Here is a 20,666-nt window from a genome sequence, read left to right as displayed (position 1 = left end):
AAATCTTTTGGAAAGCGAAAAGACCTCCGGCGGCGATAAATATTCGAAGCTCGCCGGCAATACCATCATCTTTGCCATCAGCAGCTTTTCGTCCAAGCTGCTGACGCTCATCGTTCAGCCCTTCCTGACGTACGCGATGGCCGAGATTTCCGACCTCGGCCTGTCGAAGATTTTGAGCCAGTACGCCAACCTGCTCATCCCCTTTGTGTCGATGGGCATGTCCAACGCCATCATCCGCTTCGGCCTCGATAAGGGCAACAGCGAAAAGCAGGTGTTCACCAACGGCCTGCTCACCATCCTCGGCGGCTTCGGCATCCTCGTGCTCTGCTGGCCGGTGGCGCAGTTTTTGCCCGATATGGCCCAGTACGGCCTGCTCATTTATATTTATGTCCTGATGAGCTGCCTGCGCACCCTCTGCACCCAGTTCGTGCGCAGCCGCCAGTGGAACAAGCTGGTGGCCGTGGACGGTGTGCTCTGCACCGTGGCGACCATGGCATTTTATGTGCTCTATCTGGTGGGTTTCAAGTGGGGGGCCAACGGCTATCTGCTGGCCATCATCAGCGGCGACTTCGTGAGCGTGCTCTTCCTGATGTTCACCGGCAAGCTCTGGGATTTCATCGAGCTGAAGGGCATCAACAAGACCCTCTGGAAGCAGATGCTCCACTTCTCGCTGCCCATGATACCGGCCCAGATAAGCTTCTGGATCATCAACGCCTCCGATTTGTTCTTTGTGCGTGAGATGTGCGACGGCCTCGACGGCCACAGCGGCGACGCATGGAGCGGCCTGCTCTCCACCGGCTACTTCCTGCCCACCATCCTCACGACGCTGGGCCTTATCTTCTACGACGCATGGCAGCTGTCGGCTGTCACCGAGGAAGAGGGGAGAGCCAAGTTCTTTACCCAGATCTTCCGCACCTATTCCAGTGTGCTGTTCTGCTGTGCAGCGGGCATCATCTGGCTCTGCCGCCCGGTCATGCACGTCATGAAGTCCAACTACTATTACGCATGGCACTTCGTGCCGTTCCTCGTGCTGGCGTCTACCTGCAGCTGCTTCAACCAGTTCATGAACAGCGTCTATGTCGTGAATAAGAAGTCCCAGCGCAGCATGGTCACCATGATGGCCGGTGCCATCAGCAACTGCCTCATGAACTACTTCTTCATCAAGTGGTGGGGTCCTGTGGGTGCGACCTATGCGTCCTTCCTCGGCCTCGGGCTGGTGTTCACCCTCCGCGCCATGGATGCCCACGGCATGATCGGGATGCATGTCCACCCGGGCCGTGTCCTCGTCAACGCCGCCGCGCTGGTGTTCGAGGCTTTCGTGCTGCTGGCCGAGACGCCGCTGTACGGCCTCTGGACGGGCATCATTACCGCCCTCATCATCCTGTACAACTTCTCCGGTGTCTGGGCCATGGCCCGCATCCTGCTGCCTAAAATTCTGGGCCGCCGGGGCAAGGCCCTTGTGGCTGTCGTGGACGGCTGGGCAGCCAAAAAGTAAAAATGGATCTATAAGCGCTCTGTCAGGCGGCTTTCGGGCCGACTGGCGGGCGCTTTTTGCATCAGTGTGTCTTTTCGTGATTTTGTGTAGAAGAAACCGCCGCTTTTCGTCAAAGCTCCAAGAATTGTGAAAAGAATTGACTTCTGCCAGATGCAAAGACTACAATAAAATTGCCCGGTGGGTGTCCGGGTACTTGCGGAAAATAAAAAAACGGGAGGAACATCAATATGAAAAATCTGAGCAGAAGAGACTTCCTGCGGCTTTCCGGCGCGGCAGTGCTTGCCGTGGGCATGACGGGCGCACTGAGCGGATGTGACGACGACAAAGTCAGCGAGACTTTCGTTGAGTTTGGAAAAACGGTAAAGATGGGCGACTGCGAAGTGACTTTTTTCAGCATCCAGGCTGATAAAGGCGATGGTTCGGAGCATAAGGCGTATTTGAATTTCGGAGTAGCTAATAACGGAACGGAAGATGTTCTCGTAGAAAAGAAGAACATTTCGTTCTGGCTTGATAATGGAAAACAGGACATCGCAGCAATAGATTTCCATGGAAAAGAAAGCAAGTGGAGCACGGCTGAGGCTGCGGTCAAGGTCGTAGCAGGCGAGAGACTGTGGATTCGGGTAAGAGGAAACCATACTTCCTGCTCGAGCACGCCGAAGAGCGGAAAAGCCGAGGTGACCATCAGCGGGAAAACGGTGAAAGCAAGAACGAACGATATTAAAGGACTGGGTGTAGGCTAAAAGCCGCTTTCGCACTCTCTTTGAAATAACAGCGCCCCGCCAGCGGCCATCCAGCCGCCCGGCGGGGCGCTTTTTGCATCAGTGTGTCTTTTCGTGATTTTGTGCAGAAGAAACCGCCGCTTTTCGTCAAAGCTCCAAGAATTGTGAAAAGGATTGACTTCTGCCAGATGCAAAGACTACAATAAAATTGCCCGGTGGGTGTCCGGGTACTTGCGGAAAATAAAAAAACGGGAGGAACATCAACATGAAAAATCTGAGCAGAAGAGACTTCCTGCGGCTTTCCGGCGCGGCAGTGTTTGCCGTGGGCATGACAGGCGCACTGAGCGGATGCGACAGCAACAGCAGCAGTGTCATTGCTTCGCCCTTTGGTAAGGAGTTGACGGCGGGGGACTGCAAGGTTACCTTTATTAACTTGGGCGGCACTGCAAGTACGATGAGCGGCGGCGAGGTGTATGATGTGCTGCTGAAAGTTCAGAATACGGGCAATGCGACCGTGATCTTAAAAACGGAAGACTTCAAAGCAACGCTGAACGATAAGACGAACGTACCCATCAAGAAATCGGAGACGGTGACAGAAAGCGGGTATCTGGGTGACGATACAATCGAGAATGTCATCCCGGTGGAAGCTGGCGCAACCAGATATATCCTGCTTCTTCTGGGCGACCGGGTCCCGGTCGATGAGATGAAGACACTCACGGTTTCGGTGACGATCGGAAAAACGACTGTTGCCGCCGCAGGCACGAAAGACAATACGAGCCTTGGTTTCGGCTAAACAATAAGACGCCTATGAATTTGGGCGATGATATGGTTCACTCCTGAAATATCAACAGCGCCCCGCCGGATGGCTCGAAAGCCGCCCGGCGGGGCGCTTTTCCGTAGTCCAGAAGAAAAAGCCCCCACATCGGCAGTCCGATGAAGGAGCTTTGGATTCAAAGATGCAGTTGTTTTTCGAGCCAGCCGGCGATGTCCGCAAACACCTCGGCTTTGTTCGTCTCCACCAGCAGTTCATGGCGGGCGCCGGGGTAGAATTTCGACTCGATATTCCCGACACCGGCGTCCCGGAGGCTCTGGATGGCCCGCCGGACTCCGGCGGTGCGCTCGCCCACAGGGTCGGCGTCACCGGCGAGGAAGAGAAGGGGCAGGTCCTTTGGCACCCCGGCCAGAACGGCGGGGTCGTACAGCCGCAGGATGCCTGTGAACATGCTGTAGTAGGCGTTCAGGGTGAAGGTGAACATGCAGCGCTCGTCGGCGCGGTACTTGTCCACTTCGGCCTGGTCACGGTTGAGCCAGTCCTGAGGCGTGCGGCCCTCGAGACCCCTGTTGTAGCCGAGGAAGGAGAGGTTCGCCACCAGCTTGCTGCGGTGCTCCCAGCCGAAAAAGACGGCCAGCACCCGGCAGAGCGCCCGGGCCGTGGCGACCAGCGCTTTGGGCTGGAAGCCGGTACCCATGATGATGGCTCCGTCAAGCTCACCGCCCCACTCGCAAAGGTACTGCCGGGCGTAGAACGAGCCCATGCTGTGGCCCAGCAGAAAATAGGGGACGCCGGGATAGAGCTGCTTCGTCAGCGCAGTGACAGCGTGGAGATCGTCGAGGACGGCGCGGTTGCCGTCGGGCTGGGCGAAATAGCCGTAATCCGCCTTGGTGCGGATGGAGCCGCCGTGGCCCAGATGGTCGTGGCCGGTGACGAGGATGCCCCGGGCGGCCAGATACTCGGCCAGAGGCTTGTACCGGTCGATGAACTCCACCATGCCGTGGGAGAGCTGCAGGATGGCCCGCACCTCGCCCTCCGGCACACAGCGGAATGCATGGAGCGTCCGGCCCGGTACGCAGGAGGGCAGGGTGAAATCGGTCATCTGACTCATGTGATTCTCCTTTTCCGTTTACAGGGCAGCGATCTTGGCCCGGCAGGCGGGGCAGATGCAGTAACCCTCATACTGGGCCATGTCAGCCGCCAGCTCACCGCAGAAATCGCAGCTTCCGGCGGGACGGTGCTTTTTGAGGATGATCTGATCGCCCTCCACGAAGATCTCGAGCTTCGAGTCCTTGTCGATGTGCATATTGGTGCGCAGCTCCTTGGGGAGGACGATGCGGCCCAGAGAATCGATGCCCCGAACGATGCCAGTTGTTTTCATATTCATTTCTCCTTTTCAGTGTGTCCGGAAAGATGGCAGAATGAGCGTCGTTTACACCGACACAACGCAAAAAATGTTCCTGTGCAGGAAAAACAGGAAAATTCTGTCAACTTCGTGCCTGTTCAGTATACAAAAAGTTGAGCCATTCGTCAATCTAAACGGGCGGATTCGACAAAAACTTTTCAAAGAAGCAAAGAGGGGCCGCTTTTCAGCAGTCCCGTCTCGTTTTTCTGATTCACTTTCCAGTGGCAGGCGTCTGGCGATAGATGCCCAGGCTGTTGTCCGGCATTGGCATCTCCACCCGGGAGGCACGGTCGTTCACGGCCACCATCATCGCGGCCATTGCGGCCAGCACCACGGCAATGATGAGCCACTTTACAAAATTCGGCAGTTTTTTCATTTGTTACATCCTCAGTTGGTTTTCGGTCGGCAGAGGGTGCGGGCGTGGGCCAGCAGTTCCGCCGCCTCCGGCCCGGAAAGCTGTTTCACCCACGCCGGGCGCTCTGCTGCGCCCGGGCCGGCGCTGTCAGCTTCCGCAAAGCTGGCAAGGCCGGTATCGGTGCGGTCATTCCATGCGATAAAACCTTCCGGCGCGATGTGGGCGCCGAGACGGCAGTCCAGCACCGCCGTCTTGCCTTCGGGACGCCACGGACGCCCCAGGTAGACACTGCCCGCCGGGCAGTCGGAGACGAAATCGCAGTTCCAGAACACAAAGCCAAGTCCATCGGCTTTGCCCGAAGGAGCTGTGACATAGCTGTGGGGGATGTGGTTGTCCACCGTGCGGATGACGCAGTTTTCGAAGAGGGCGTCGCCGCCGCCAAAGATGAAATCAATGTCGCCCGCGATCTCACAGTCGGTGTAGTACTGGGCGGTCGGTTTGCGGGGCGCAAGACCGCGCGGGCCGAGAAAGCCGTCCTTCTCCCGCTCCTTTTCGGGCAGCGGGGCGCAGAAGAGCGTGTCCTGACTGCCCAGCAGCTTGACCCGGCGGAACACCGCCCGGGTGCTGTCCACATAGGCCGCGACGGCCTGCCCGGCTTTCGCGCCCGGGCCGGCGTCGTTTTCAATCGTCATGTCCTCCACGCAGAGCGTTTCGCCGCTGAAAAAGGCGGTGTAGCTGCGGAAGGTATGGGTGGGCCGCCCGTCCTTGTGGGGCAGCTTGCCGCCGTCGCCCCACACGAGTTTTGTCTTATCTGCACCCACCCCTCGCAGGGTGATGCAGCGCTTTTCGCAGACCAGCTTTTCCCGGTAAATGCCGGGACCGACCTGCACCAGTGCTTCCTCCTCATAGGGTACGGCCAGCACCGCCTCCGCGATGGACGCGAAGTCGCCGCTGCCGTCCTGTGCAACTGTAACTGTCAGCATATATGTCTCTCCTATGATCGTTCTAGATACTGACAAGTATACCCTCTCGCCGCCCAAAAAGCAACTCAGCTGTTTTCGAGCCGGAGGACAGCGGCGGTAATGTCGTCGGGACGGCCCCGCTGGACGGCTCGGGCGCGGGCGGCTTCCACCAGCTTTTTCGCCAGAACGTCGGGCTGTTCTGCCTTGGCAGCGGAGAGTTCCAGCTGCTGCATCACCCAGCCGGGACCGTCCACCAAGAGGCCGTCCGACACCAGCACCACATAGTCCCCCGCCGCCAGATGCACCACCCGGCTCTGTCCGCTGACGCCGCCGAGGATGCCCATCGGCAGGCTGGCTTCACCCACAGCCCGGGCCTTGCCCCCATGCACGAGGAAGCCCGGGGCCGCACCGGCCTTGAAGAGCCGGGCTGTGCCGGTATAGAGGTCTACGCTCACGAGGTCGAGGGTCGCGCCGCTCTCCTCGTCGCTCTTGAGCGCCAGCGCCACGTTCACAAGCCGGGCCGCAAGCTCTGCGGTAAAGCCCGCTTTGAGCAGGCGTGCCGTCAGCTCTGCGGCGAGGTTGCCGTCTACTGCCGCCGGACGTCCCGTTCCCATGCCGTCGCAGAGTATCATCTGGGCCGCTGCCGCGCTGCAGAACTGCTGGACTGCGTCGCCGGAGATCTCGCCCCGCGCCGCCGCGCCCGCCGTCCCGAATACGGCCCGGAGCAGGGGCTTTTCGGCAAAGAGCAGGGTGGTCATCCCCTTGCAGGAGAGCACCTGCGGCGGCTCGAGGCTGCGGCGGCAGATATGCCCCACCTCCCCGGCCAGAGCGGCCAGCTCTTTTTCATTGAAGCGGGTGCGGGGCAGCGTCACTGCCGCCCGGGTGCGGCCCAAATCGTCCAGCGTCACAGCACATTCCAGCGGCGGCGTCCCCAGCTGAGCGAACAGCGCCGACACCCTGCCAGACTTGTAGGGCTCCGGGCTTCCGGGACGCCCCAGCTGTTCGCTGAGGACGCCCAGTGCATCGGCCACGGCGCTGTACTGTTCAGTAAGGGCCGTCCGCATGGCCTCGGAGTGGACGCGGGCCTCCCGGCGGCTGCGGTAGAGTGCAAACGCCTTGTCCCCCGCCGCGCAGAGCGCCGCCGGGTGGATGCACCGCGCCAGCTGACCGGGCAGAAGCGCCGCTTCCAGATGGCCTTTTTCTTCCAGAATGGGGCGCAGGGCCTCCATTCCTTCCAGCGTGGAGGCGTGCTCCTGCTTCCAGCAGACTTCCCGCCGTCCGCAGTTGGCGCAAAGGCCGTCGTGGATGTTGTCGATGACCCATCGGAAACCCTCGCACCGGCGTGGAAAAGCGTCGTACACCTCGTTCACCGTCTCCGCCAGCGAGGAGAGGCTTTCGGCCACCGCTTCCAGCCGGGTCGCGGCGGCAGAGAGGCGCGGCCGCTCGTCGCCGGGCGGGTCGTCCTCTTTGAGGGCAGGCATCAGCCAGCCCGCAGGCAGCAGGGCGCAGAGCCCCGCACCCGCCCCGGCACTGAGCAGAAAGCTGAACGCCCCCGCCAGCGGCTGGATGCAGAGCACCCCCGCCACACAGCCGCCCGCATAGGCCGCAAGCCCCTCCACCCGTCGCGCCGGGGCAAGCACTGCCGCAGCGGCACACCCACAGGCAAGCCCGGCGGCGGCAGGCGCAAGGGCAGGGTCTGACGCGGCCAGAGCCGCACCCGTCACCCCGCTGAAAGCCAATGCCTCCAGCGGCAGGCCCTTGCAGCAGAGGGCCAGCTCTGCCGCCGCACAGGCCATCACCCCAGGCAGGAAGAAGCCAAAGCTCATCCCGCCCAGTGCGGCGGCCACAGCGGCAGACAAGATCAGGCTGCCCATGCCCGGTTTTTCGGGCGGGAAGCGCCGCAGGCCGTATCCCGCCGCTGCTGCCAGCAGAGCGTCGCCGCCGCAGAACAGGATGGTCTGAACGCCGTTTTCCTCCCCCGCCGCGAAGCAGACTGCGCTTCCCACCAGTGTGCCGCAGCCAGCCGCCACCGCCGGGACGAATCGGCCGGGCCAGAGCCACCGTGCCGCTACCGCCGCACCCAGTGCGCAGAGCAGGCAGACGCTCTCCACGGTCAGCGTTCCGAAACTCCGGGCCAGCACCCCCAGTGCGGCCCCAGCGGCTCCCACAGCGAAGCAGTCCTCCGCAAAGCCCAGCGTCAGCCCCAGCCCGAAAGGCATCAGCGCACCGTACAGCACGGCCCAGCCTCCGGCCAGCCCCAGCAGGAACGCGCCCCCCTGCCGCAGGGCAGGCCGCACTGCCGCCCGCGCCCGGAGCGCACCGTTCACCCGCTTTTTCCCGTCTGTGAGCTGTATCGTCCGAAAAGACACCTGCATGAAAAAATCCCCGCTTTCCGGCGGGGATCTTTTGCAATATCACGCTGTGCTGTTCTGTTTCCCGCGCCTTCTGCGTATACTGTAGCACAGAGTGCGCGCAGTTTTTGGCGGGGTGATGGGATGGGATAAAATCTCAGCAGAAGTAGTGCGCTTCGCCAAAAAACGGCTTAGCCATTCAGCTTCTCGATAGCGGCCTTCACGCGCCCGAGGGTCTTTTCGCGGCCCATCATGCAGGCGAGGTCGGTGCCGCCGCCGGGGGTGCGCTGCCTGCCGGAGAGGGCGATGCCCAGCGGGTAGAGCAGCCAGCCATTCTTCTTGCCCAGCTCCTCGGCCTTGGCCTTGCAGGCGTCGAAGACGGTGTCACGGTCATTGAAGTCCAGTGCCTCGTCGCTCAGCACGGGCAGCAGGGCTTCCAGTGCCTCCTTTGCGGACTCAGGGGTGGTCTTCTGCTTCTTGTTGGCGTAGAGGCTCACGTCATACTCGGGCATGGCGTCGAAGAAGTCCAGCTGCTCGGGGATCTCGCCCAGGACCTCGCAGCGGGGCTGCAGGTTTGCACAGAGCAGCTTCTTGTTGATGGGGGTATGGACGGCGCTGTCGATCCAGGGCTCAGCCTTGGCGAGGAACTCCTCGGGGGACAGGCGGCGGATATACTCGGCGTTGATGGCCCGCAGCTTGAGAGGGTCGAAGATGGCGGGAGACTTGGAGATGCCGTCCGGCGTCCAGATCTTGACCAGATCAGCCAGAGAGAAGATCTCCTGCTCGGCGTACTCGCCCTTGGGGCTCCAGCCCAGCAGGCAGATGTAGTTCAGGATAGCCTCGGTCAGGTAGCCCTTTGCAACGAGATCCTGATAGCTGGCGTCGCCGTTGCGCTTGGACAGCTTGTTCTGAGCGTCCTTCATGACCGGCGGGCAGTGGATGTAGTTGGGGATGTTCCAGCCGAAAGCCTGGTACAGCAGGTTATACTTCGGGGTGGAGGACAGATACTCGCTGCCGCGGATGACGTGGGTGATGCCCATGAGGTGGTCGTCCACGACATTTGCGAAGTTGTAGGTGGGCATACCGTCGGTCTTGATGAGGATCTGGTCGTCCATCTCGCTGTTGTTGACCTCGATGTGGCCGTAGACCATATCGTCGAAGCCGGTCACGCCCTCGCGGGGGATCTTCTGGCGGATGACGTAAGGCTCACCGGCGGCGAGGCGCTTTTCCACCTCTTCCTTGGGCAGGTCGCGGCAGCAGCCATCGTAGTGGGTCATCTCACCGTGGGCGCGCTGCTCGGCGTGGAGGGCTTCCAGACGCTCCTCGGTGCAGAAGCAGTAATATGCCTTGCCCTCAGCCACCAGCTGCTCGGCATACTGCTTGAACATGCCCATGCGCTCGCTCTGGACGTAGGGGCCGACGGGGCCGCCGATATCCGGGCCTTCGTCCCACAGCAGGCCGGTCTCCCGCAGGGTGTTGTAGATGACATCCACAGCGCCCTCCACGTAGCGGCCCTGGTCGGTGTCCTCGATGCGGAGGATGAAGGTGCCGTCATCGTGCTTGGCCATCAGGTAGGTGTACAGGGCCGTGCGCAGGTTGCCAACGTGCATATAACCCGTAGGCGAGGGAGCAAAACGGGTGCGGATATTATTGTTCGGCATAATGATTTCTCCTTTTAATCTATCATAGGCAAATGAATTGCAAATATCTCTGCCTAAGTTTACCCTCTCCGGCCCTGTTTGTCAACGGAGACAGCAAAGAGAAGTGGCCCCGTTTTTGCATGATACCGCAGCCTCCCGCATATGCTGTACGGACAAATCTGAATGGGTGGGAGGCAAGGGTATGTTTGTGGTCACACTGAGTAAGGCAAGCGTCAAGAAGCTGGGCGTGGGGGCGATGTGCTGTGCGCTGGTGGTGTTCAGCGCCATGCTGGGGCGGTACATCAGCACCCGCTCGGTGGCTGTCGCGGCGGCAAGTAATAAAATCGAGAGTGCGCAGGACATCCAGACCTGGTTCACGGGCTACGGGCTGGATGTGGACGGCGCGTCCATCACCGCCGACAAGGTGAAGATCCCCCGCAAGTGGGACGACAGCTTTTCGGCCTTTAACGGGGTGGTGCAGCAGAGCGGTATGGACCTGGCCCGCTACAAGGGCAAGACGGTGGAGAAGTGGACAGCGCTCATCCCGGCGGCCAGCCGGGGCGATGTGAGCAGCTACGGCGTGCTGCTGGTCTACAAGAAAAAGGCCGTGGGTGCGTATCTGTTGGAAAAGCCCTCCGGCACCGTCACCGGGCTGAAAGACGCCCAGACCGCGATGGCCCTGCAGGAGGCCGAACAGGTGTCCGGCGAGGACTTCAGCGGGGACTGGGGCGAACGGCACGAGGATGAACTGACCGACGGGCAGGCCCAGCAGACCTCGGGCGAAGATTTCAGCGGCGACTGGGGAGAGCGCCACGACGGCGAGCTGGGCGCAGAGGGTCAGGCCCAGCAGACTTCCGGCGAGCCGGACGCTGCACAGGAGCAGCCCGTGCAGTACACCGACCTGCCGCTGGATGCCGAGGGATACCCCGTCGAATAACCGTCATTCTGTACAAAAAAGTGCGATGAAACAGAAAAATTGTGCAGTAGTGGTATTTCTGTAGAAAGATTCTGTTCAATGTTACTAAAATTTTTGATAAAAAATCGGCAATATGAAAGGGTGAAAAAAGAACGACTAAGGTTTATAATAAAGGTAGACATCCAGCAGCCAGAAGGTTCGAGTGCTGCGTCCCGAGGGGTAGGGTGAGCTGCCCAGGAGGACCGGATGAAGTAAGGAGAAAATGATCATGAAGGAATTCCAGTACACCGTTAAGGATGCCTGCGGCATCCACGCCCGTCCCGCCGGTCTGCTCGTCAAGGTGGCCAAGGGCTTTGCCAGCACCGCCACCCTTGAGAAGGGCGGCAAGACCTGCGACCTGCGCAAGCTGATGGCCCTGATGGGCATGGGCGTCAAGCAGGGCGACACCGTTACCATCAAGGTGGAGGGCGACGACGAAGCCGCCTGCGCCGAAGCTATCCAGAAATTCCTGAGCGAGAACGTCTGATCGCCCAGCGTGATGAGAAGCCCTTGCGGGGAATGTCCTGCGGGGGCTTTTTGTTACGGAACACAAAACAGCAAGAATAAGGAGAAATTGCAATGCAGGTAGGTACCGGTAAAAGCATCCTGAATGGCATTGCCATCGGAAAGCTGAAGATCTATAAGAAAAAAGATACCGTCATCTCTGCCGCCGAAGTGGCCGACAACGCCGCTGAAGTGGCCCGTTTTGAGGACGCCCGCGCCAAGGCCATCGACCAGCAGACCGCTCTGTACGAGAAGGCTCTGGCCGAGGCCGGCGAGGACATCGCCGAGGTGTTCAACATCCACGCCATGATGCTGGATGACGACGACTTTGTGGACGCCATCAAGGAGATCATCAACGGCCAGCACAAGTGCGCTGAGTACGCCGTCAAGACCGCCGGCGACAATCAGGCCGCCGTATTCGCCGCCATGGATGACCCCTATTTGCAGGCCCGCAGCGCCGACGTCATCGACATTGCACAGGCCATCCTCGACATTTTGCAGGGCGTGGACAATGCTACTTTGCAGGGGACTGAGCCCAGCATCCTCGTGGCTGAGGACTTGGCCCCGTCCGAGACGGTCCGCATGGACAAGAGCCTGCTGCTGGGCTTCATCACCCGGGAGGGCAGCTCCAACAGCCACACTGCCATCCTCGCCCGCAGCATGAACATCCCCGCCCTCATCCAGTGCAAGGACATTCAGGACGACTGGGATGGCAAGATGGCGGTCGTGGACGGCTACAACGCCTGTGTCTACGTTGACCCCACCCCCGACCTGCTCAAGAGCCTGAAAAAGCGCCAGCAGGAAGACCAGAAAAAGCAGGCACTGCTGCAGGAGCTGAAGGGAAAGCCCAACACCACCCTCGACGGCAAGACCATCAACGTCTTTGCCAACATCGGCGGCATGGGCGACGTGGGTGCTGTTCAGCAGAACGACGCCGGCGGCGTCGGCCTCTTCCGCACCGAGTTCGTCTACCTCAACTGCAAGGACTTCCCGACGGAGGACTACCAGTTCGAGGCATACAAGCAGGTGCTCGAGAGCCTTGCACCCCGCAAGGTGGTCGTCCGCACCTGCGACATCGGCGCAGACAAGACCGTGGACTACATGAAGCTCGACCACGAGGAAAACCCCGCGCTGGGCTACCGCGCCATCCGCATCTGCCTGACCCGGAAGGACTTCTTCAAGACCCAGCTGCGCGCTCTGCTCCGCGCTTCCGCTTACGGCAACATGAGCATTATGTTCCCCATGATCACCAGCCTGCGGGAGCTGCAGGACGCCAAGGCCGTGCTGGACGAGTGCCGCGCGGAACTGCGGGCTGAGGGCAAGAAGTTTGACGAGAAGATGGAAGTGGGTACCATGATCGAGACGCCCGCCGCTGTCCTCATCGCCGACGAGCTGGCCGAGGAGTGCGACTTCTTCTCCATCGGCACCAACGATTTGACCCAGTACACCTGCGCTCTGGACCGCCAGAACGCAAAGCTGGAGCCTTTCTTCAACCCGCACCACCCCGCTGTGCTCCGGGCCATCAAGATGACCATCGACGCGGGCCACCGCCACGGCATCTGGGTGGGCATCTGCGGCGAGCTGGGCGCAGACACCGCCCTCACCGAGACCTTCCTGCGGATGGGCGTGGACGAGCTGTCCATGAACGCCAAGAGCGTGCTGCCCGTGCGCAAGATCATCCGCAGCATCGATTTGAGCAAGCCTTCCGATAAGTAAGGCCCTTTGCGCTGAAAACGCCGCCCCCGGCAGGGAACTTCCCCGCCGGGGGCTTTGCATACCCGAAAAATTTTACCGAAATACTTCAAAACCATAAAGTGCAGTGCTATACTGGTAGCATCGAAATACCTGCTGAGAGGGAATTTTATGACACAACTGCTCATCCGCCTGTTCGTCCGGCACCCGGACGATACCAAGAACGCCGCCGTCCGCACGGCCTACGGCAATCTGGCCAGCCTCGTGGGCATGGCCTGCAATCTCCTGCTCTGTCTGGGCAAGCTGGCGGCGGGAACGCTGTTCGGCTCCATCGCCATCATGGCCGACGCCCTGAACAACCTCTCGGACGCCTCGTCCAACGTGGTGAGCCTCGTGGGCTTCCGGCTGGCGGCCAAAGGCCCGGACGAAAAGCACCCCTACGGCCACGCCCGGTATGAGTATCTGGCGGGCCTCGTGGTCTGCGTCACCATCCTCGCCATCGGGCTTTCGCTGCTGAAAGAATCTGTGCTCAAAGTGCTGCATCCGACGGCAGTGGTGTTCAGCTGGCTCAGTGTGGGGGTGCTGGCGGCGTCCATCGGCGTCAAGCTCTGGATGAGCCGCTTCAACAAGACCATCGGCCAGCGCATCAACTCCGAGACTCTGATGGCCACCGCCGCCGACAGCCGGAACGATGTGCTGACCACCAGCGCCGTGCTCCTGTCCACCGTCCTCTCCCACCTGACGGGCTGGGACGTGCTGGACGGCCTCATGGGCGTGGCAGTGGCGGCGTTCATCCTCTGGTCGGGCTGGGGGCTTATGATGGACACCCTCAGCCCCCTGCTGGGTGAGAGCCCCTCGCCGGAGCTGGTGGAGCACATCGAGCACACCGTCATGAGCTACCCGGGAGTGCTGGGCGTCCACGATCTGATGGTCCATGACTACGGCCCGGGGCATCAGTTTGCCTCGCTCCACATCGAGTTCCCCGCCGAGGCCGACCCGCTGGAAGCCCACGACATCATCGACAACATCGAGCGGGATTTTCTGAAAAAAGACCACTTACAGGTCACCATCCACTACGACCCCATCGTGACGTCGGACGCCGCCGTAGGCATCCTGCGGAGCCGTTTGATGGAAAAAGCCCGCCAGATGGACCCTCGTCTGTCCATCCATGACCTGCGCATCGTGCCGGGGGACAGCCACACCAACGTGCTGTTCGACCTCGTGTTCCCGGCGGGCTACACCGGCGACAAGGACGCGCGGCTGGCCGAGATGTGCAATTTCGTCAAGGAGCAGGACCCGAGATACTGCTGTATGGTGAAGGTGGAGCAGAGCTATGCCTCCGCTCTGCCGGAAGAGGATCAATAAGAAAAAGAGGGAAAGTATTATGCTGAACGAGACTTACCGCGCCATGCTGGGCCACAAGAGCGTCATCCGCGAGACTTTCATGTACGGCAAACAGCGCGCCGCCGAGATAGGCTATGAGAACGTGTTCGACTACTCGCTGGGCAACCCCAGCGTCCCCTGCCCGGACAAGTTCACCAAAGCCATGCAGACCCTGCTGGCCGAGGAAGAGCCTGTCGCCCTTCACGGCTACTGCCCCAGTCAGGGCGACCCGGGCTTCCGCACCGCCGTGGCGGCCCATCTGGCAAAGACCTTCGGCCTGCCTTATGAGCAGAAGGATATTTTCCCCACCACCGGTGCGGCGGGCGCTATCGCCCACGCCATCCGCGCTGTGACAAAGCCCGGCGACGAGGTGCTGACCTTCGCCCCCTACTTCCCCGAGTACGGCCCTTATGTGGAGGGGACCGGCGCTGTGCTCAAGGTCGTGCCGCCTCAGGCGCCGGCGTTCCAGCCGAATCTCGACGCCTTTGAAGAGATGCTGACCGAGAACGTCACCTGCGTCCTCATCAACACCCCGAACAACCCCACCGGCGTCGTCTACTCCGCCGAGACCCTGAGCCGTCTGGCTGACATCCTGACCGAAAAGAGCAAAGTTTTCGGCCACAACATCTTCCTCGTCAGCGACGAGCCCTACCGTGACATCGCCTTCGACGGCAAAAAGGTGCCTTACCCGGCAGCGTTCTACCCCCACACCCTGACCTGCTTCTCCTTCTCCAAGAGCCTGAGCCTGCCCGGCGAACGTCTGGGCTATGTGGCCGTCCGGCCCGGCTGCGAGGGCGAAGACGTGCTGGTGGACATGATGGCTCAGATATCCCGCTTCACCGGCCACAACTGCCCGCCCAGCATCATCCAGAAAGCCACTGCCGAGTGCCTCGACGTCACCAGCGATCTGTCCGTCTACGAGACGAACATGAACCTGCTGTACGATAAGCTCACCGAGCTGGGCTTTGAGGTGGAGCGCCCCGGCGGCACATTTTATATCTTCCCGAAGGCGCTGGAAGAGGACGCCAACGCCTTCTGCCTCAAGGCCCGGGAGTTCGATCTGCTGCTGGTCCCCAGCGACACCTTCGGCGTCAAGGGCTATGTCCGCTTTGCCTACTGCATCGACACCGAGAAGGTGAAGCGCAGTCTGCCCGCACTGGAAAAGCTGGCCGCAGCCTATAAAAAGTGAATGTGAGGTAGTTCCATGCATCCGCTCCCCGAATATCCCCGCCCGAGTATGCGCCGGGACAGCTACGTCAACCTGAACGGCCCGTGGGACTACGCCATCACCCAGAGCTCGGAGTTCCCGGCAAAGTGGGACGGCGCTATCCTCGTACCCTATTCGCCCGAGGCAAAAGCCTCCGGCGTGGGCCGGACGTTGCAGCCCGGCCAGTGGCTCCACTACCACCGCACCTTTACGCCCCCGGCGGGCGAGGGCGGGCGCGTCCTGCTCCACTTCGGGGCTGTGGACTACGCCTGCGCGGTGGAGGTCAATGGCCGTCTGGCCGGGGGGCACCGGGGCGGCTACTGGCCCTTTACGCTGGACATCACCGACCTGCTCCGCCCGCAGGGCCATAACACCCTCTGGGTGGCCGTACAGGACCCCACCGGCACGGGAACGCAGGCGAGAGGCAAGCAGACCCTCCGGCCCGGCGGGATGTTCTACCCGGCCCAGAGCGGCATCTGGCAGACGGTCTGGCTGGAGCGGGTGCCGGAAAATTACATTGATACGCTGACCGTCACCCCGGACTACGACGCCCGGACCGTGACCGTGAAAGTCCATACCTCGAAGCCCGGCGGCGCAGTGAACCTCTGGGCCGTGGTGCGGGCCGGCGGCGTGACCATCGCCGAGGACTGGGGCAGCGACGAGGCCGACCGGGACGGCGAAGTGACCCTGAACATCGCCGAAGAGCATTTCTTCCCGTGGAGCCCCGACAGTCCCTTCCTCTACGATTTGACCGTCGGCACGACACAGGGCGAAGAAGAGGGCTTCGACACCGTCCACAGCTATTTCGCCCTCCGCAAGTGGGAGTGCAAAGAGGATGCAAAGGGCATCCGGCGGTTTTTCCTGAACGGCAGGCCCATCCTGCTCAACGGCCTGCTGGACCAGGGCTATTGGCCCGACGGCCTCTACACCCCGCCCTCCGACGCGGCTGTGGAGCACGAACTGCACACCGTGCGGGAGCTGGGCTTCAACCTGCTGCGCAAGCACGCCAAAATCGAGCCGGAGCGCTGGTACTACCACTGCGATAAACTGGGCATCATCGTCTGGCAGGATATGGTCAACGGCGGCGGAGCCTACCCGATGTGGTACGTCACCTACCTGACCAACGCCCTGCAGCCCCTGATGCGCCGCGCCCCGGACGGGAAGCTGCTGTGGGGCTTTCTGGGCCGGGGCAGCGCCCACAGCCGGGAGGAGTACGCCCGGGAGCTGGCCGACACGGTAGCCGCATTGGGTCGGCACCCCTGCATCGGGTGCTGGGTGCCGTTCAACGAGGGGTGGGGGCAGTTCGACGCACGGAAAGCCACCGAGACCCTCCGCGCCCTCGACCCGTCCCGTCCGGTGGACGAGGCCAGCGGCTGGTTCGACCGGGGCGGGGGAGATGTGCATTCCATCCACAACTACTTCTATCCGCTCCGCATCCGCCCGAACGTGCGCACGGTGGCCCTCAGCGAGTACGGCGGCATTGCATGGCCCATGCCCGGCCATGAGCCGCCCCGGAAGACCTACGGCTACGGCACGGCCAGAAGCCGGGCAGAGCTGACGGAGCGCTACTGCGATTTGCAGCGCAAGACGGTGCTCCCGCAGCTGAAAAAGGGCCTGTCGGCGCTGGTGTACACCCAGCTGACCGACGTGGAGGACGAGGTGAACGGCCTGTTCACCTACGACCGCACGGCCATCAAACCCGATGCCGCCGCCGTCCGCGCCGTCAACGAGGCGCTGGAAGCGGAGTTTGAAAAGGCAGTAAAAGAATGAACGGGCTTTCGGCCATTTTCCCCTGTGCAGACAGAGCGGTTGCCCTTATTATAAAGGTAAAGCAAAGGGCGGCTTTTGAGGATTTTTGGTACAAATTTTGGAACGAATACATATTTAACGGGCAGTTTGCTATTTTTCACGGCTTCTGATTGGACAAAATGCCGAAAACAATACCGTATCTTGACAATCTTGTGAAAATGCACTATACTGAACCCATCGAGACAGACCACGAAGTTCTTGTAGTGGTTTGCCGAAATAAAAAATATTTTTTATTGGAGGAATATCACTATGAAAATGTTCAAGAAACTCATGGCTGTTGCTCTCGTTGGCGTCATGGCTCTGTCCATGCTGGCTGGCTGCGCTGTCACCGATGCTGTGAAGGAAAAGGCAGCTGAGAAGGGCCTGGAGGTGGCAGCTAGAGCTCTCACTGGTAAGGACGTTGAGTTCACTCAGGTCGACAAGGCTGAATACAAGGACGCAATGAAGGACGTCAAGACTGCCATCAAGGAGAAGAATTATAAGAATCCCGATGTAGCTGCCGTGCCGTCTGCTACTACCAATGACTACTCTGTTGTTGTTATCGCCGAGCCCAAGTCTGCCACTACTAGCGCCGCTTGGGAGAAGGTCGGTCTGAAAATCCTTACCGCTGCTACTATCCATCCGGAGAGTGCTAACAACGGCAAGACCGTGAAGGCCAAGGTTCACATTGAGGCTGTCGAGGGTGTCGATGCTAAGGGTAAGGATCAGACCTACTTCGTCTTCGTCTTCGCTGCTACTCCGACTGCTTACAACAAGTAATCAGAACTTCTAAAACAAAAGTAATTACAGGCACACGGCCTGTAATGATAAACATTATATGTTCGCGCATGTAGTGATTTATCTCACATAGTCTAAGGGCGAGGTTCCGCAAGGGGCCTCGCCCTTAGGCTTTTTATAGGTGCTGGGCTATTGACATTGGAGAACGATTCCTTTATAATTAGGGTGCAGACCAGTTGAAGATGCATGAACTGGAAAATCATGGAAACTCAAAAGCGCAAAAACTGCCCGCTTTGAGATGCCGCAGAAGGCGAAAATGACGCCGGAATATAAGAAAAATGATGCATCTGCATTGTTTTTAAGAGAATGGATAAAAACGTCGGATTGCATCAGAATGCGTTAGAAAGCGTTGAGCCGCCCGCCCCAGCCTGAAAAGGCCGAAGCGGGCGGTCCGTTTTTATCTTTTGTATTCTGAAAGTTCTGGCGCTTGACAATCCACGTACGACTGTCTATAATAAAGATAAGGAAAGGCGCTGACCGTGCAAACGGCTAGCTCCTCACCAGTCAAGCATTACAAAAGTAATGACCGTCACCGAGTTGGGGAACTGTGGGCGGTCATTTCTTTTTGTGCTTTTTCCTTTTGCTGCCATAAGAATCATCCTTTTTCCGGTCGTCCATCAAGTGTACGACACTTACGAGAAGTGCCAACAGTGCGATGATCGTCTGGAAAAGCAATAGAATTTCCGATGTAGTCATAAGGCATCCCTCCCTTCGCTGTGAGCGTCGGGAGCGGAACTCCAAAAAGTTGCCCTCCCGCGCTTGCTTTGCTCCGAAGAGCAAGACAGCGAGACCGGTGAGGAGCAATAGCCGCCTGCGTTTGGTTGGACAGCGCCTTTCTGCTAAGAGGATACCATAAAAACCGACAAAAAGCAACGCCGCACGAACGATGCCCGCGCGGCGCTGGAAGTAGAATTTGAGAAGGCAGGATAGCTATATTCTTGTGCTTGACAATCCACGTACGGCTGTCTATAATAAAGATAAGGAAAGGCGCTGGCTGCACAGTGGTCAGCTCCCTCTCTCAGTGTCACATTTTGAGAAACATGACCGCCGGAGTTTGGAAGACTATAGGGGCGGTCATTTTTCTTGCCATTTTATTTTTTGATATAGTGTTTTGCGTGATGCATATCCCGAAAAAAGACTTGGGCAATCGTCCAAGTGATTTTGGCAGTGCCAAGGATGACAGTGGCCAAAAGGCCGAGCAGAGCAATAACAGTATTCAAAATTTCCATAGTGGAATCCTCCCTTAGATTTTCATGTAGAAACATTCGAACCGTCAGGAGGATGACAAAAAATTGAACTTCCTCCTGACGCGGCACAATGTGACGCGAGGGAGGGAGCATGACCGCTGCACTTGCAGGACAGCGCCTTTCTGCTAAGAGGATACCATAAAAACCGACAAAAAGCAACGCCGCACGAACGATGCCCGCGCGGCGCTGGAAGCGGAATTTGAAAAGCAGTATGATAACAGAAAAGCTCCGGGGACCAACAGTTTCCCGGAGCTTTTGTATTATTTTTGAGGAAAATTACTTCTCGTTCTTGATTTTGGAAGCCGGCATCTTCTTCATGGCGGCAGAATCCAGAGCGTGGGACAGCTGGGCGCCATAGGACTGAATGCTGTCCTGCAGCTCGCCGCTCTTCATGTCGGAGAGGGCCTGTGCGCGGAGGCTGTCCAGCGTGTCAGCGTCCAGCGGGTCGAGACGGACGAGCATCATCAGCGCATAGCTGGAATACTGCACGGCAGCGGCCTCGCCGGGCTTGAGGGCGCGAACAGCGTCGGCGGTGCCTTCCTCGGAGAAGGTGGCATTGATGTTGTCAGAACCCAGCAGAGCAGTGGAGAGAGAAGAAGCGTCGGAAGAGGGCTCGCTATCCAGCACCGCGTAGATGTCGGGCAGGGCAGCGGTGACGGCGGCACTGAAAGCGGAGGTCTGGGCGCTGGCTCCATCGGGGGTGGCAGTGTTGCAGCTCTCGGCGGCGGTCTGGGCCAGCTCAAGCATCTGGGCGCTCTGGTCGTCATCAGCAAAAGCGAAGGTGCTGGTGTTGTAGAGCGGCACGACCACATAGCGGATGTAGACCATCTCGTCCTCGAGGTGGCTGGTCAGCTCTGCGTCGGAGACGGGGGTCTCGCCGTCGGTGCCGTAGCACTTCTCGAGCAGGTCGTTGCTCTTGATGAGGATGCGCTCGAACCGCTTGAGGGTGTCGAGGCCGATGCCGTTGGCCTTATAGAGGTCGCCGTTCTGCTCCATCAGCTGGGAGGCGTAGCTGTCGGCCTGCGTCTCCTCGTCGGGGGTCAGCACGCCGCCCAGCTCATCGAAACGGGTCTCGATGGCGGCGTAGGACTCGAGGTTCTCGAGGGTCTTCTGGGCCACATAGTCGCTGACCACGGCGGTCTCGCCGGTGGCGTCATCGACGGTGATGGTGGCCTTGAGGAAGCTGGACACCTTGGTGGCGTCCTGGTCGTCGGAAGCGAGGTCGGCGGCGGTCTGGTAGGCATCGAACTGGGCCAGCAGATAGAGGCCGGAAGAGATGTCCACCTCACCGATGGTGCCTACGGAATCCGGGGTGGAGAGGCTGCAGCCCACGAGGTCGACGGCCAGAGCGAGGGCGCAGACGAGCGCGATGAGTTTCTTTTTCATAAGTGTA

19 protein-coding genes are annotated in these 20,666 nt (G+C 60.0%); 10 read left to right on the top strand and 9 right to left on the bottom strand.

Going from position 1 to position 20,666, the window contains the following annotated elements; genetic code table 11:
* Positions 1 to 7: 7 nt before the first annotated feature.
* The 3 genes from J3349_RS05755 (at position 8) to J3349_RS05745 (ending at position 3,007) form a co-directional block, all read left to right on the top strand.
* Positions 8 to 1,495 (top strand): lipopolysaccharide biosynthesis protein, encoded by a 1,488-nt coding sequence (locus tag J3349_RS05755; protein ID WP_158402096.1) that lies wholly within the window; start codon positions 8 to 10, stop codon positions 1,493 to 1,495.
* A 227-nt stretch (positions 1,496 to 1,722) separates the two neighbouring features.
* Positions 1,723 to 2,235 (top strand): twin-arginine translocation signal domain-containing protein, encoded by a 513-nt coding sequence (locus J3349_RS05750; RefSeq protein WP_207676732.1) that lies wholly within the window; start codon positions 1,723 to 1,725, stop codon positions 2,233 to 2,235.
* Positions 2,236 to 2,479: 244 nt separating this feature from the next.
* The gene (locus tag J3349_RS05745) at positions 2,480 to 3,007 is read left to right on the top strand and encodes a twin-arginine translocation signal domain-containing protein (RefSeq protein ID WP_207676731.1); all 528 of its coding nucleotides are present in this window, start codon (positions 2,480 to 2,482) and stop codon (positions 3,005 to 3,007) included.
* A 157-nt stretch (positions 3,008 to 3,164) separates the two neighbouring features.
* Here J3349_RS05745 and J3349_RS05740 read toward each other — a convergent pair whose 3' ends face one another.
* From J3349_RS05740 to gltX, 6 genes are all read right to left on the bottom strand, one after another.
* Positions 3,165 to 4,097: an alpha/beta fold hydrolase gene (locus J3349_RS05740; protein ID WP_158395293.1), complete on the bottom strand. Its 933-nt coding sequence runs from the start codon at positions 4,095 to 4,097 to the stop codon at positions 3,165 to 3,167.
* An 18-nt stretch (positions 4,098 to 4,115) separates the two neighbouring features.
* The gene (locus J3349_RS05735) at positions 4,116 to 4,367 is read right to left on the bottom strand and encodes an AbrB/MazE/SpoVT family DNA-binding domain-containing protein (protein WP_015564383.1); all 252 of its coding nucleotides are present in this window, start codon (positions 4,365 to 4,367) and stop codon (positions 4,116 to 4,118) included.
* A gap of 235 nt (positions 4,368 to 4,602) precedes the next feature.
* A complete protein-coding gene (locus tag J3349_RS05730; RefSeq protein WP_174235877.1) occupies positions 4,603 to 4,767 on the bottom strand; it encodes a hypothetical protein in 165 nt (54 codons plus the stop codon).
* Positions 4,768 to 4,778: 11 nt separating this feature from the next.
* Positions 4,779 to 5,729 carry a pectinesterase family protein gene (locus J3349_RS05725; RefSeq protein ID WP_207676730.1) on the bottom strand — a complete coding sequence of 317 codons (951 nt, stop codon included), beginning with the start codon at positions 5,727 to 5,729 and terminating at the stop codon, positions 4,779 to 4,781.
* A gap of 65 nt (positions 5,730 to 5,794) precedes the next feature.
* Positions 5,795 to 8,083, bottom strand: a complete 2,289-nt coding sequence (locus J3349_RS05720) for a PP2C family protein-serine/threonine phosphatase (RefSeq protein WP_207676729.1) — start codon at positions 8,081 to 8,083, stop codon at positions 5,795 to 5,797.
* 167 nt (positions 8,084 to 8,250) lie between these two features.
* Positions 8,251 to 9,720 (bottom strand): glutamate--tRNA ligase, encoded by a 1,470-nt coding sequence (gene gltX, locus J3349_RS05715; RefSeq protein ID WP_207676728.1) that lies wholly within the window; start codon positions 9,718 to 9,720, stop codon positions 8,251 to 8,253.
* Between the two features lie 181 nt (positions 9,721 to 9,901).
* Between gltX and J3349_RS05710 the strand changes: the two genes are divergently transcribed.
* The 7 genes from J3349_RS05710 (at position 9,902) to J3349_RS05680 (ending at position 18,008) form a co-directional block, all read left to right on the top strand.
* Positions 9,902 to 10,636 carry a DUF4830 domain-containing protein gene (locus J3349_RS05710; RefSeq protein ID WP_158395281.1) on the top strand — a complete coding sequence of 245 codons (735 nt, stop codon included), beginning with the start codon at positions 9,902 to 9,904 and terminating at the stop codon, positions 10,634 to 10,636.
* A 241-nt stretch (positions 10,637 to 10,877) separates the two neighbouring features.
* Positions 10,878 to 11,141 carry an HPr family phosphocarrier protein gene (locus tag J3349_RS05705; RefSeq protein WP_149793936.1) on the top strand — a complete coding sequence of 88 codons (264 nt, stop codon included), beginning with the start codon at positions 10,878 to 10,880 and terminating at the stop codon, positions 11,139 to 11,141.
* A 92-nt stretch (positions 11,142 to 11,233) separates the two neighbouring features.
* Positions 11,234 to 12,874, top strand: coding sequence for a phosphoenolpyruvate--protein phosphotransferase (ptsP, locus tag J3349_RS05700; RefSeq protein WP_207676727.1), 1,641 nt, complete (start codon positions 11,234 to 11,236; stop codon positions 12,872 to 12,874).
* A gap of 147 nt (positions 12,875 to 13,021) precedes the next feature.
* Positions 13,022 to 14,215, top strand: a complete 1,194-nt coding sequence (locus J3349_RS05695; RefSeq protein ID WP_158395277.1) for a cation diffusion facilitator family transporter — start codon at positions 13,022 to 13,024, stop codon at positions 14,213 to 14,215.
* Positions 14,216 to 14,234: 19 nt separating this feature from the next.
* On the top strand, positions 14,235 to 15,422 hold the full coding sequence (locus J3349_RS05690; protein ID WP_149793933.1) for a pyridoxal phosphate-dependent aminotransferase: 1,188 nt from the start codon (positions 14,235 to 14,237) through the stop codon (positions 15,420 to 15,422).
* 15 nt (positions 15,423 to 15,437) lie between these two features.
* Complete coding sequence (locus J3349_RS05685; RefSeq protein WP_207676726.1) at positions 15,438 to 17,210, top strand: sugar-binding domain-containing protein; 1,773 nt, start codon at positions 15,438 to 15,440, stop codon at positions 17,208 to 17,210.
* Between the two features lie 294 nt (positions 17,211 to 17,504).
* Positions 17,505 to 18,008, top strand: coding sequence for a hypothetical protein (locus tag J3349_RS05680; protein WP_207676725.1), 504 nt, complete (start codon positions 17,505 to 17,507; stop codon positions 18,006 to 18,008).
* Between the two features lie 573 nt (positions 18,009 to 18,581).
* On the opposite strand, the gene J3349_RS05675 is transcribed toward J3349_RS05680, so the two are convergent.
* The 3 genes from J3349_RS05675 to J3349_RS05665 all read right to left on the bottom strand — a co-directional run bounded on the left by J3349_RS05675 (position 18,582) and on the right by J3349_RS05665 (position 20,659).
* Positions 18,582 to 18,722 (bottom strand): hypothetical protein, encoded by a 141-nt coding sequence (locus J3349_RS05675; protein ID WP_160141214.1) that lies wholly within the window; start codon positions 18,720 to 18,722, stop codon positions 18,582 to 18,584.
* Positions 18,723 to 19,117: 395 nt separating this feature from the next.
* Positions 19,118 to 19,255: a hypothetical protein gene (locus J3349_RS05670; protein ID WP_187156296.1), complete on the bottom strand. Its 138-nt coding sequence runs from the start codon at positions 19,253 to 19,255 to the stop codon at positions 19,118 to 19,120.
* Positions 19,256 to 19,549: 294 nt separating this feature from the next.
* Positions 19,550 to 20,659 (bottom strand): foldase, encoded by a 1,110-nt coding sequence (locus J3349_RS05665; RefSeq protein WP_207676724.1) that lies wholly within the window; start codon positions 20,657 to 20,659, stop codon positions 19,550 to 19,552.
* Positions 20,660 to 20,666: the final 7 nt, after the last annotated feature.

It is taken from the genome of Faecalibacterium sp. Marseille-P9590 (genome assembly GCF_017377665.1).
Lineage (GTDB): Bacteria > Bacillota > Clostridia > Oscillospirales > Ruminococcaceae > Faecalibacterium.
This window is presented reverse-complemented; position numbering and strand designations above follow the sequence as displayed.